The sequence below is a fragment of the Lachnoclostridium sp. An169 genome (assembly GCF_002160525.1).
Lineage (GTDB): Bacteria > Bacillota > Clostridia > Lachnospirales > Lachnospiraceae > Mediterraneibacter > Mediterraneibacter cottocaccae.
In genome coordinates this window covers 33,892-46,868 of the sequence record NZ_NFKT01000007.1, presented here as the reverse complement: position 1 = coordinate 46,868, position 12,977 = coordinate 33,892, and the positions used below count along the sequence as shown (strand labels likewise).

Genomic DNA, 12,977 nt, shown 5'->3' with positions numbered 1-12,977 from the left:
AAGATGAGACGACAGAAAATTTTGTTTCTCCTGACATCGGTTGGACAGACGATTCTGCTGGCACTCCTGCTGTGGGACAGCATACAGAAGGGAGTGCCTGTTTCGGTTGCTGCCGCTGCGGCGGCGCTTCTGACCGGGTGCGGGGGAAATTTCTTTTTATTCCGGGTTATACTCCTGGATGTGGATGGCGTTTATATGGAGAATGCTCTCGCCCTGGCAGATTATCACAGGGAAAACGACAGGATCAGGAAAGAACATCTTCAGAGGGAAGAGCAGCAGGATGAGATGCTGCGCGGGAATCTGCTGCGCCAGATCGGAGAGATGGAAACATATGTACAGCACAGGAAGGATCGGACTGGCACCGGGGCGGAAGAGTTCGGGAAAACGGTCGGTGAAAACGAGGAATTTCGGAAAATAACCGGTGAGATGGAGAAAACGCTTCAGCGGACACGTCGTCCCATATGGTGCGGGAATACACTGCTGAACGTTCTCATTTACGACAAAATGGAAATGGCAGAAAAGTATGGAATCCGCCTGGACGCCAGCCTGAAGATTCCGGACGGGCTTTCCGTTCATCCATTGGAACTGTGCAGTGTTTTTTCCAATCTTCTGGACAATGCCATCGAGGCAGTTTCCGGAGTGGAAGAAGGAAAAAGGAAGATTGTACTGCGGGCGGCGATGTTCTCCGGAAACATGGTGATTAAAGTGAAAAACCCATATGTCCGGAAAGCGGTCAACGATCCTGTACGACATAAAAAGGACGGCGGCGTGCACGGAATCGGGCTGAAGATTGTAAAGAGGATTACGGAAGAGTATCACGGAGGTATGAGTGTGAAGCGGCAGGACGGAGTATTTCAGATTATTGTGTATCTGGACTGCAGGAAAGAAAGGAAGGATGCGGAATGAGGATACTTCTTTTATCAGTCCTCTATGCTTTTATGCAGGCTTTTGCCGCGGCAGGGGGAATATCCATGGTTCTGACTCCGGGAAAGACAGGGAAGAAAAGAACATTTCTTCTTGTGCTTCTGGGAATTGGCATCTGCAATACGGTATCGGTTCTGATCCCTTATTTCTGGTGGAAGCCTTTTGCCGGATATGCCCTGATATTTCTGTGGATCTGTTACTGGTACGACAACGGGTGGAGAGAGACCCTTCTTTATTTTACACTGCTGTATGGAATCACGATCCCGGTGGAAGGCATCTCGATTGTGGTACTTGGAAAGGACGCGATATCGGCAGAGCCGCTTGATGAACAGATGCTGATTCCCAGAGTTGTGGTCAGTGTCCTGCTGATATTTGTCCAGACCGGGTGGATGTACCTGATCAGGCATCTGCGGGAAAGCTGGAGTGAAAGTATACTGAATAAATTTTACGCCTTTCTTCTGTCTCAGTTTGTATTGGACCTTCTGGCGCTGCAGGCGGTCGGCATGAACTATATGCAGAAGGCGGCGGACGGAAGAAAGATTATATTTGACGGAAATACGTTTTTCGTTTACCGGATGGGAATGGTGATATTTATTGTCATCACGATACTGGTCTACTATCTGATTTTCCATTATATGAAAAAAGAATATCTGAAGGAACAGATACAGAAACGGGAAAATGAGATGACGGAGGATATGAAGTATTACCGGAGCGTGGAAGAAAAGAGCATGCATATGAGAAAGGTCAGACATGACATCGGCAATCACCTTCAGATGGTAGAAAGCCTGATGGAGGAAGATCCGGAGAAGGCGCAGGAGTATCTGGCGGAGCTGAAGCGGATTGTGGAGAGGATGTAGAAATGTAGAAATTTCCTGAAATTGGGAAAAACGGTTGACCGGAATTTCACAAAAGGATTATAATATAACAGGCTTTAGACATTTGCTGAAAGAAACGAAACAAAGGAGGACAAAATCGTGAAGAGGAAATGCAAAGCAATCATTTCTCTTGTCCTCTGTGCAGTGATGTTTTTCGGATTGGGGGGGGGTACGCCGCTGAATGTTGAAGCGGCGGAGTCATCCTCTACAGTCTGGGTTTATACCTACGGGACATCCAACGAAGCGCAGACAAGAGAAGTACTGGAACTTGTAAATCAGGAAAGAGCAGCAGCTGGTGTGGATCCGCTTGTGATGACGGACCTGCAGGAGGAAATGGCAATCCAGAGAGCGTTCGAGCTGACAGTTCTGTTTTCTCATACCAGACCGGATGGCAGAGACTGTTTTTCCCTGTCGGATGACGTGGGGCTGACAAGTACGGCATTAGGCGAGAATATCGCCGCAGGACAGCCGAATGCGCAGCTGGTCATGTACAGTTGGATGAATTCCGAGGGACACAGAGAGAATATTCTGAACCCGAATTATACCCATATCGGAATCGGCTGTGTACAGATGGGCGGAATCAATTACTGGGTTCAGTATTTTACGGGAAATCCCTCTGATACAACTCCGGCAGCGGCAACCGGGCAGGACGGTGTTGAGAGAGATGTGATCTATCCGATGGATCCTGATTTTATTGAGGCGCAGGTACAGGGGGAGTTTGAGATCCAGTTCCTGGAGCCTGAGGTAGATGTGGAATTAGGCAGTTCCACAGTGCTGGACCCGGTGCTTCTTCTGGAAAGCGACGGGCAGCTTTACTATTACGGAGTAATAGCGAATGCCCTGGTGGAGCCGGGGAACGGTGTGACAATCTCCGATGATGCACCGCTTACGGTAGACAAAGACGGTATGATTGTTGCGTCTGAGCAGGGAAAAACGGGAACATATACGCTTACCGTAAATTATGGCGGAATGACTGCGACAAAAACAGTCCGTGTTACATGCAGCCATCCGGCAGAGGGACAGATCACGACCCGCGTGGAACCGGAGTGCGGGGAAGACGGATATGTGAAAGTAGAGTGCGGCCACTGTGGAGCAGTACTTTCCGAAGAAGTGCTTCCGGCAACCGGTGAGCATGACATGAGCGCATGGACCACGGTAAAAGAGGCAGACTGTACACATGACGGATCAGAAGAGAGAACCTGCTCCATATGCGGTTTCACTGAGACAAGAGTGATCGAAGCTCTTGGTCATGATCCGGTTGAAAATGTACTGGAAGAAGCAGGGTGTCTGACAGAGGGATCTGTCCAGACAGTATGCGGCCGCTGCGGTGCGGTTCTGTCAACAGAGACAGTTCCGGCGCTCGGACATGACTGGAGTGACTGGGATGTTGTTACAAAGGCGACATGGGATGAGGATGGCCTCAGAGTAAGAAAATGTGAGCGCTGCGGACGTGAGGAATCGGAAGTGATTCCGGCAGAGTCCAAGAACCACGAACATGATTTTACCGGTAAGGAGACAATCCTGACAGAGCCTGACTGTACTCATCCGGGAGAAAAAGAAGTTGCCTGCATCAATCCGAACTGCGATGCAGTGAAGAAAGTGGATATTCCGGCACTTGGACATGACTGGAGCGAGTGGCAGACTGTGACGGAACCTCAGTGGGAGACAGAAGGTCTTGAGAGAAGAACCTGCAGCCGCTGCGATGCAGTTGAGGAACAGGTGATCCCGACGCTTGAGTCCACTCATGTACATGATTTCAGCGGAGAGGGAACCATCCTTGAAGAGCCTACATGTACAGAAGCAGGAAGCAGAAAAGTTGTCTGCAGCGAGCCGCTCTGCGGGGAAGAGCAGATCATTGCAATTCCGGCAACCGGCCATACGGCAGGAGAGTGGGAAGTTGTGAAAGAAGCTACCTGTACGGAGAAGGGCGAGCAGATCCAGAAGTGTACTGTATGCGGCGAGATCGTGGCAACCCGGGAGATCCCTGTGAAGGCACACAACTATGGTGAGTGGAAGACTGTGAAAAATGCAACTTCCACGGAAGAAGGACTGCGTCAGAGAGTATGTGCGGACTGTGGATATGTGGAATCACAGACGATTGCCAAACTTCCGGCAGCTTCGACTGGAAACCAGAGCGGACAGGGCGGCCAGATCGGAACGGCTGCGAACAGCACATCGGGAAATGCGCAGAATGGCGCAGTGAAGACCGGTGACAACAGCAGCGTGTTCGTATGGATGACTGTTGCAGGTGCAGCAGTTGTACTGGGAGCAGGTGCGCTTGGTCTGCGAAGAAAGTTCAGAAGATAAGAAAATAGATAATAAAAGAACAGATTTAGAGACAAAGAGGGATGCCCCGGAAAGCGATTCGGCGGCATCCCTCTTTGTCTGTAAACTGGCAGCTTGATCAGGCGCTTCCCGGTGGGGAGAAGCCTATACCCCTCCCGCCGGTGTATACGACACCAGAAGCCGGATATCCTGGTCATAATTTCCGAAGCTTTTTCCGAACAGGGTCATCCCTCCGGAATTTCCGGACTGTTCGGACACGGAAAATCGGAAATGAATGGAACTTTTATAGTCGAAATGGAAATCATCGATCTTTCGGTCCGAGATTTTCAGCCCGTCGATAAAAGTTCCTTTTTTGTTTATGATAATGGTCTTCAGCAGCCCGTACTGATTCCAGTAGGGAAACCACCAGTCCGGGGTAAAGACGCCGTGGACATCGCCAAAGTCGCCCGGACTGGTCCATGTACCCAGGGGCAGGCTGTCCAGCTCAAAAGAAATGTCAGAGGGCCAGTTGTTGTTTACCCCCGGAGCTTCGGAGGATAACTCGGCGGAGAGGGTGATCTGCGTCATTTCCGCGCCGGCGGGAAGCAGGTTGGGAATCAGGTATTCCACATAGCCTTTCCCAAACCAGAGAATCCCGGCTTTTGTCCGGTCCGGATGGGCGAAATAGCGCGGATCGTCCACTTCTCCGATCAGATGTGCCGGTGTGGAGATTCCGCAGGTGGGGAATACGCTGTAATCTGTGTACTGCCCCACCGGAATGTCTACAGAATACATGTTTTTCTTTTCCTGAATCCCCTGGGGCTTTACATCGATCAGAATCCGGTCCGTGTTGATCCTGCAGATTTTCTGGTTCCCGTGTCCTGCAGACTCCGAGAGGATACTGATCAGACCGCACTGTTCCAGTCTGCGGATGTGGCTTGTGAGGGCGCCGTTGGTGACATCCAGTGCGGCGGCGATTTCGTTCAGGTTCATCTCCGTGTTCTCCAGAAGAAGCCGGATGATCTGGATGCGCAGATCAGATCCGAGAGCTTTGTACAGTTCAATTCCATCTTCGATTTTTTTAATATGCAGCATAAGACATACCTCATTGCAGTTTAACATTTTTCATAATTATAAAGAAAAAATCACAGAGAATCAATGATAAATATAAAATATTTTAGAAAAACATAAAAAATATATTGACACATATATCCTGCCGCCCTATAATGCAGATAAGCAATTAATCAATATTATTCTAAAATAATTCAGAAAATATTAAAAGAACAGGAGGCAGTTGTTGTGAGCAGAAAAGCAAAAATGGTTCTCGACAAAGAATTTCAGATTGCGCCTGTGGATGAAAGAATCTACGGATCATTCATCGAGCATCTGGGGCGCGCAGTGTACGGAGGAATCTACCAACCGGGACATCCGGCGGCGGACGCGGACGGTTTCCGGAGGGATGTAATCGAACTTGTAAAGGAGTTAAATGTGCCGATTATCCGTTATCCGGGAGGAAATTTCGTGTCGAATTTCTACTGGGAGGATTCGGTCGGTCCGGTGGCTGAACGGCCGAAGAGACTGGAACTTGCGTGGAGAAGCACAGAGACGAATGAGATCGGTCTGAATGAGTTCGCAAAATGGGCGCGTCTGGCGGGATCTGATGTGATGATGGCAGTGAATCTCGGTACAAGAGGGATTGCCGATGCGTGTAATCTTCTGGAATACTGCAACCATCCGTCCGGGTCAAAATACAGTGATCTGAGGATTAAGCATGGTGTGAAGGATCCCCATAATATCAAAGTATGGTGCCTGGGAAATGAGATGGACGGCCCCTGGCAGACCGGACATAAGACGATGGAAGAGTACGGACGCCTGGCGGAAGAGACGGCGAAGGCGATGAAGCAGATCGATCCGCAGATCGAGCTCGTCTCCTGCGGAAGCTCGAACAGAACGATGCCGACATTCCCGGAATGGGAGGCGGTAACACTTTCCCATACATATGATTATGTAGATTATGTTTCCCTGCATACTTATTATGGAAATGAGAACAATGACAGCAATGATTTCCTGGCGCAGTCCGACGACATGGATGATTTCATCCGCACGGTTATTGCCACCTGCGACTACGTGAAGGCAAAGAAGAGAAGCCGCAGGACGATGAACTTAAGCTTTGACGAGTGGAATGTCTGGTTCCATTCCAGTAAAGATGACGCGGACACCATGGAGAATCGTCCATGGCAGATAGCGCCGGCGCTTCTGGAAGATATCTATACCTTCGAGGATGCACTGATGGTGGGGCTGATGCTTATCACACTTTTAAAGCATGCAGACCGTGTGAAAATGGCGTGTCTGGCACAGCTTGTCAACGTGATTGCGCCGATTATGACAGACGTGGCAGGCGGAGCATGGAAACAGACGATCTTTTATCCGTTTATGCATGCTTCCAGATATGGGCGGGGCAGCGCGCTGCAGCCGGTAATCACAGGCACGAAACACGCTACGGCAAACCATGATGAAGTGACGGATGTAGAGTCTGTGGCGGTTTACAATGAGGAGAAGGAAGAACTGACGATCTTTGCCGTAAACCGGAATCTGGAGGAAGACGTGGAACTGACAACAGATGTCAGAAGCTTTGAAGGATACCGGATCCTTGAGCATATTGTCCTTGAGCATCCGGATCTCAAGGCAGTCAACGGTCTGGGACAGGAAAACGTCGTTCCGGCAAATGCAGACAGCAGAAGCAGTCTGGACGGCGGCGTGCTGACAAGTATCCTTCATTCCGCGTCCTGGAATGTGATACGGCTTGGAAAATAAGGGAAGCATTGAGCTTCATTCCCGGCGGGTATCGCCAAATTCCTCCTGCAGGCTTGTCAGAAAACGTTCTGCAATGGGGGTGAATATCTGGCGTTTCTTCCAGATAATATACATACTGGTCTCCAGTGCGGGGAAAAGCGGGCGGAATACAAGCCCGCTTTTTTCGCCGGTATCGACAAGATGGTCGAAAGTGAGAAGATATCCAAGCCCTTCTCTGGCGAAAACGGCCCCGTTGTAGGAGAGTCGGAAGGAACCTTCCAGAGTCAGCTCATCCATGCGGTTCCCGCACCATCTGGGGATATCCGCCTTCCACCCCTGCCCGGAGCAGAACAGGGGGAGACCGGCGAGATCCTCAAAACAGATCACTTCTTTTTTTGCCAGGTCGCAGTCTGCCGGCATGGCGACGCCCCAGCGGTCGGATTCCGGCATTTTCAGAACATGGTATTTCTGCCGGTCCGGCTCTTCTACGATAAGCGCAAAGTCCAGAATCCCTTTATCCAGTTTTTCTGTAACCTGTTCGGTATCCCCACTTGTGACGTGGTAGTGGAAATCGGGATACTGTTCCTTGAAGCGTCGGATACAGCGCGCCAGATAGCGGACCTGGTATGATTCCGCGCAGCCGAAATATATATTTCCCCCGACGATGTTGTCCATGGCGGAGAACTCTGCCGTGATCTTGTCAGCCATGGAGAGCAGATCTTCTGCCCGCTTGCGCAGCAGCATGCCTTCCTCCGTCAGCTCGATGGAAAAACTGTGGCGGACAAACAGCTTTTTCCCCAGTTCATCCTCCAGATTTTTGAGCTGCTTGGAGAGCGTGGACTGGGAAAGGTGCAGGCGCTCTGCGGCTCTCGACATGTTTTCCTCCCGTGCGGTTTCCAGAAAATAACGTAATGTGCGGATTTCCATGAATGTGTCCTCCTGTATGAAACAGTGCGCTGGTACCAGTGCCATGGTACCAGTGCCATAGTGCCGACTCCGGTCTGGGGAATATTCTAAATGGCGTGTTGGATTCCGATTCGGGTCGGACTGAATGCTGGGATTTGTGAGTCAGATTTATTATAGCATGATATGACAAAAAGTAATATCATGAAATGAAAACTTCCCATTAGCGAATAATCCGTCCGGGCACTATAATTGCAGAAAAAAGAAAGGATGGATTTGAAATGATCATGGAAGAGTTAAAGCTGACAGAAGAATGGGACAAAACGTTCCCGAAGAGTGAAAAAGTGGATCATACAAAGGTCTGCTTCCACAACCGTTACGGGATCACACTGGCGGCTGATATGTATATACCGAAAAATGCTGAGGAAAAACTTCCCGCAATCGCAGTGTGCGGACCTTTCGGCGCTGTGAAAGAACAGGCTGCAGGGCTGTACGCGCAGACTATGGCGGAGCGGGGATTCCTGACCATTGCATTTGATCCTTCATTTACGGGAGAGAGCGGCGGAGAACCCCGCTACATGGCGTCACCGGACATCAATACAGAGGACTTCCAGGCAGCCGTTGACTTCCTGTCCACGAATGACAGAGTTGATCCGGAGCGGATCGGAATCATCGGTATCTGCGGATGGGGCGGTATGGCACTGAATACGGCGGCGCTGGATACCCGTATCAAGGCGACGGTTGCTTCCACCATGTACGATATGACCCGTGTCAATGCGAAGGGATATTTTGATGCGGAAGATTCGGCCGGCGCGCGCTATGAGAAGAAGAAGGCCCTGAATACGCAGAGAATAGAAGACTATAAGTCAGGAACCTATGCCCTGGGCGGCGGCGTCGTTGACCCGGTGCCGGAAGACGCTCCGTTCTTTGTAAAAGACTACCATGATTACTACAAGACAGAGAGGGGATATCATCCGCGTTCACTTAATTCCAACGGCGGATGGAATGTGACCGGCTGCATGTCCTTTATGAACCAGCCGATCCTGCAGTACAGCAACGAGATCCGGAGCGCGGTCCTGATCATGCACGGCGAGAAGGCACATTCCTGCTATTTCAGCAGAGACGCCTACGCGGCTATGGTGAAGGATAATCCGTATACTTACAATAAGGAACTGCTCATTATTCCGGGAGCTGTCCATACCGATCTGTACGACGGCGGCGGGAAGAATGCAATTCCGTTTGATAAAATGGAGGAGTTCTTCCGGACGAATCTGAAGTGAGAAAAACGGTCATAGGACGCTTGACGCTGCTGCCAAAACGGTTACGGCTTGTGCGGGGTGTGGGATACAGGAATATTAAGAGGTGCTGAATGAAGGCATCTCTTTTTTGTTTACCTTAATACGGCAATCCTTTACGTGCGTTTAACTCTTTGCTGATGACGGATTTACACTTGTTTTGTATCATAACGTCTTGAGGTGCTGGATTATGATTATTGACATGAAAAATATTTCTAAATCGTATGATAATGTAGAAGTTATTAAGAATCTGAATCTGCGGATAGAGGACAGAGAATTTACCACTCTGCTCGGTCCTTCCGGATGTGGAAAAACCACAATTCTGCGTATGATTGCGGGTCTGGAAACCCCTTCTTCAGGGGAAATATGTTTTGATGATACCTGTGTCTATTCAGACGAAAAGAAGATCAATATACCTCCGGAAAAAAGAAATATCGGTTTTGTATTTCAGGATTTTGCGTTGTGGCCGCATCTGACCGTGTTTGAAAATGTTGCCTTTGGACTTCGTGCAAGAAGGGATAAAAAGAATTTGGAAAAAAGGGTAATGGATGTCCTGGATGCGGTAAGGCTGTCTGAATTCCGGGACAGATACCCTTCTCAGCTTTCAGGAGGGCAACAGCAGCGTGTCGGCTTTGCGCGGGCAAGTGTTACCAGACCGGACTGCATTTTGTTCGATGAGCCTCTTTCGGCATTGGATGCAATCCTCCGCGATGAAATGCGGATGGAAATTAAAAGGCTTACCTCTGATTTGGGAGTAACAGCAGTTTTTGTCACACATGATCAGATGGAAGCAATGAGCATGAGTGACCGTATTGTGGTTCTGAATAAGGGGGCAGTTGAACAGCAGGGGAAGCCTGAAGAAATTTATCAAAAGCCTGCGACTGTGTTTACAGCAAAATTTATCGGAAAGTCTAACTGGTTAGAGAAAAATGAGATGTTCCGTCCGGAAACGGCAAGTCTGGTAAAAAAAGAAGGCTGTAAAGAATATCATACAATAGTAGACGGCGTTCAGTTTATGGGAGAAAATTATCAGCTTTATCTGAATGCCGGTGGAAAACAGTGGATGATTGAATCCCCATGCAGATATGACATTGGTGCCAGCGTATCTGTTTATATAAATGAGGATAATATTGTAACTTTTTAGTAAGCAAAAGACAAACAGGAGGACAACAATGAGGAAAAAGTTATTAGCAGTAATTTTAGCGGCAGCTATGGGTATGAGTCTTGCGGCATGTGGATCCGGTAACGATGGGAATACAGAAGATAATACATCGGATCCGTCTCAGGCATCCGATTCCCAGAACAGCGGCAGTGACGACAGTTCTGAAAAATTAAGCGGATCTTTGACCGTTTATATGCCGAGCCCGACCGATCTGAATACCGCATATATTGATGGATTTGAGAAAAAGACCGGGGTAAAGGTTGAACTTTTTGAGGGGACAACAGGAGAAATTCAGGCACGTCTGGAAGCAGAAAAAGATAATCCGGTAGCGGATGTTGTAGTTCTTGCATCATGGTCAGACGGTCTTGCTATGAAAGACAGCGGGCAGATCATGAGCTATCCGGAAGCTGAAAATGCGGATAAACTGTATGACGGCTGGGTTGATGATGACAAGATGCTTTTTGGGACAAGTGCTTCAGCCCTTGGCGTTATTTATAATACAACACTTATTGACAGTCTGGATGCGGACTGGTCTGAACTTGCAGACGCCAAATATAAAGATCAGATCGCAATCCCAGATCCTGAAAAATCAGGCTCTTGTAAGGATTTCCTGGCAGGATACATGTGCTCTACAAATAATGACTGGAGCGCATGGGAGGGAATGGCTGAGAACGGTCTGATGGTAGCAGGTGCCAATAAAGCAGCCCTTGAGACAGTAACAACCGGTGAAAAAGCAATCCTTGTGGCAGGTGTGGACTATAACGCATACTCCAATATTGATAAGGGAGAACCGCTGGCAATCTATTATCCGAAGTCAGGGACTGTCATTAATCCGAGACCGGCTATGATTATGAAGACCAGTAAAAATCTGGAAAATGCAAAAGCTTTTATCGATTATCTGATGAGCGATGAGGCACAGCAAATGGTGGCGGATGCGTATCTTCTTCCCGGCAGGAGTGATATTACGTGCGATAACCGTACAAACGTGTCCGATATTCCCACATTCCAGAACCTCGACTGGGATACGATGATGGCAAATTCAAGTGATATTGCTGCCAAATTAAATGAATTGTGTCAGTAAAGAGGTGTGACAGGAAGTGGGTAAATCAACAGGTAAAAAACGGACGCTCGTATATTTTACGATCTTTGTTGTATTATTTGCGTTAGTTATCCTTCCGATTATTGCAGTTTTCAGCGAAGCGGTCATTGTAGATGGCCGCTTTGATTTTAGCAGTGCATTGCAGACGATAGCGGATAAGGATAATGTTACGACAATTACAAACTCGATGCTTTTAGGATTTCTGGTTGTGATTGTTTCAACAATTATTTCCACTCCTCTGGCATTTCTTCTTGCAAGGACCAGATTTTCGCGTTGGAAATGGCTGGATATTGTTCTCATGATTCCGTTTATGACACCGCCGTATATTTCTTCCATGGGATGGATTTTGTTCATGCAAAAGAGGGGATTGTTCCAGCAGATGTTTCCGTGGACCGGAAGTATTTCCGAGAGCTTTTTCTCGCTCGGCGGTCTGGTCTTTGCCATGAGTTTTCATGTATTCCCATTTATGACCACCATGATTAAGAATGCAATTCTGAATATCGGAATGAACCTTGAGGAAAGCGCGGCTGTAAGCGGGGCAGGTTTTACATACCGGCTGCGCAAAGTAATGCTTCCGCTGCTGACCGGAAACTATGCGATAGCCATGCTTTTGGTATTTGTAAAGACGCTTTCCGAATATGGTACACCGTCTACATTGGGAAACAGGATAGGATTTTATGTATTTACAACGGATATTCACCGATATGCATCAACTGCACCGATTGATTTTGGAAAGGCATCCAGCCTTTCAAGCGTACTTGTCATTATTTGTATGGTGATGTGGCTGGTTCAGAATTATACGACATCGAAACATACTTACAGTCTGGTAGGAGGAAAAGGGAAGAGAGAAAGTCTTTACAATTGCCGCAGAGTGACAGAAATCATCGGAGGAATTTATATTTTTCTTGTTATTATTGTTACAATAGGTGTTCCCTATTTTTCCGTTATAGCTACATCATTAATTAAACTGCGCGGATACGGACTTGCAGCGGGAAACTTTACGTTCCAGCACTATGTTGAATTGTTTACGAATAACAGCAAAGGCTGGGAGGCAATGCTTACCAGTACCTTCCTTGCGCTTGTTTCTGCGACTGTTGCAAGTGCTCTCGGAACTTTGATTGTAGTTTCGATCAAAAAAGCAAAAAAATGGAAGAAAGTAATTGAAGGGGAAGCCCTCCTTCCGGAAATGCTTCCCAATATTGTGCTAGTTATTGGTATGATGTTGTTCTGGAATAAGATTTATAAACTGATTCCGTTATATAATACGATTGGCTTTATGGTTCTGGTCTATGTGGTCATGTTCCTGCCGTATTCGATTCAGTATGTCACTTCTGCCTTTATGCAGACAGGAGATAATCTGATTGAGGCAGGACAGGTGTGTGGAGGAAACCGTACCTATGTGTTCCTTCATGTGACACTCCCGCTGATTATGCGCGGAGTAATGCAGGGGTGGATGATGATCTTTATTATCGTATTCCGGGAACTGGTAGGTGCCAGTCTGATCTCACCGCCAAATGTCCAGACAGTGTCTACATTTATTGTCAGGGAATTTGAGCAGGGCAGCGCATCGGTTGCCATGGCCATGGCTTTGATTTGCGTGGTGATTACGACAACATTGCTGATTCTTTTAAACTATGTAACCGGAAGGAAGAAATACTGAT

10 protein-coding genes are annotated in these 12,977 nt (G+C 48.1%); 8 read left to right on the top strand and 2 right to left on the bottom strand.

All coding sequences use genetic code 11. The annotated features are described in order from the left end of the window. Positions 1-3 precede the first annotated feature (3 nt). From B5F07_RS07050 to B5F07_RS07040, 3 genes are all read left to right on the top strand, one after another. Complete coding sequence (locus tag B5F07_RS07050) at positions 4-906, top strand: ATP-binding protein (RefSeq protein ID WP_087160568.1); 903 nt, start codon at positions 4-6, stop codon at positions 904-906. Then, positions 903-1,781 (top strand): hypothetical protein, encoded by an 879-nt coding sequence (locus B5F07_RS07045; RefSeq protein ID WP_087160567.1) that lies wholly within the window; start codon positions 903-905, stop codon positions 1,779-1,781. Before B5F07_RS07050 ends, B5F07_RS07045 begins: the two co-directional genes overlap by 4 nt. A gap of 117 nt (positions 1,782-1,898) precedes the next feature. Next, on the top strand, positions 1,899-4,106 hold the full coding sequence (locus B5F07_RS07040) for a CAP domain-containing protein (protein ID WP_087160566.1): 2,208 nt from the start codon (positions 1,899-1,901) through the stop codon (positions 4,104-4,106). A gap of 123 nt (positions 4,107-4,229) precedes the next feature. Here the strand turns inward: B5F07_RS07040 and B5F07_RS07035 are convergent, their stop codons facing one another. Beyond that, positions 4,230-5,159, bottom strand: a complete 930-nt coding sequence (locus tag B5F07_RS07035) for an ArsR/SmtB family transcription factor (protein WP_087160565.1) — start codon at positions 5,157-5,159, stop codon at positions 4,230-4,232. Between the two features lie 204 nt (positions 5,160-5,363). Between B5F07_RS07035 and arfA the strand changes: the two genes are divergently transcribed. After that, positions 5,364-6,878, top strand: coding sequence for an arabinosylfuranosidase ArfA (gene arfA / locus B5F07_RS07030; RefSeq protein ID WP_087160564.1), 1,515 nt, complete (start codon positions 5,364-5,366; stop codon positions 6,876-6,878). A 15-nt stretch (positions 6,879-6,893) separates the two neighbouring features. Here arfA and B5F07_RS07025 read toward each other — a convergent pair whose 3' ends face one another. After that, on the bottom strand, positions 6,894-7,784 hold the full coding sequence (locus B5F07_RS07025; RefSeq protein ID WP_087160563.1) for a LysR family transcriptional regulator: 891 nt from the start codon (positions 7,782-7,784) through the stop codon (positions 6,894-6,896). Between the two features lie 257 nt (positions 7,785-8,041). Here B5F07_RS07025 and B5F07_RS07020 point away from each other — a divergent pair, with 257 nt between their 5' ends. The 4 genes from B5F07_RS07020 (at position 8,042) to B5F07_RS07005 (ending at position 12,976) form a co-directional block, all read left to right on the top strand. Next, positions 8,042-9,040, top strand: a complete 999-nt coding sequence (locus tag B5F07_RS07020; protein ID WP_087160562.1) for an alpha/beta hydrolase — start codon at positions 8,042-8,044, stop codon at positions 9,038-9,040. Between the two features lie 205 nt (positions 9,041-9,245). Beyond that, positions 9,246-10,199, top strand: a complete 954-nt coding sequence (locus B5F07_RS07015) for an ABC transporter ATP-binding protein (RefSeq protein ID WP_087160561.1) — start codon at positions 9,246-9,248, stop codon at positions 10,197-10,199. A gap of 28 nt (positions 10,200-10,227) precedes the next feature. Beyond that, positions 10,228-11,298: an extracellular solute-binding protein gene (locus B5F07_RS07010; protein WP_087160560.1), complete on the top strand. Its 1,071-nt coding sequence runs from the start codon at positions 10,228-10,230 to the stop codon at positions 11,296-11,298. A gap of 16 nt (positions 11,299-11,314) precedes the next feature. After that, positions 11,315-12,976: an ABC transporter permease gene (locus B5F07_RS07005; protein ID WP_087160559.1), complete on the top strand. Its 1,662-nt coding sequence runs from the start codon at positions 11,315-11,317 to the stop codon at positions 12,974-12,976. Position 12,977 lies beyond the last annotated feature (1 nt).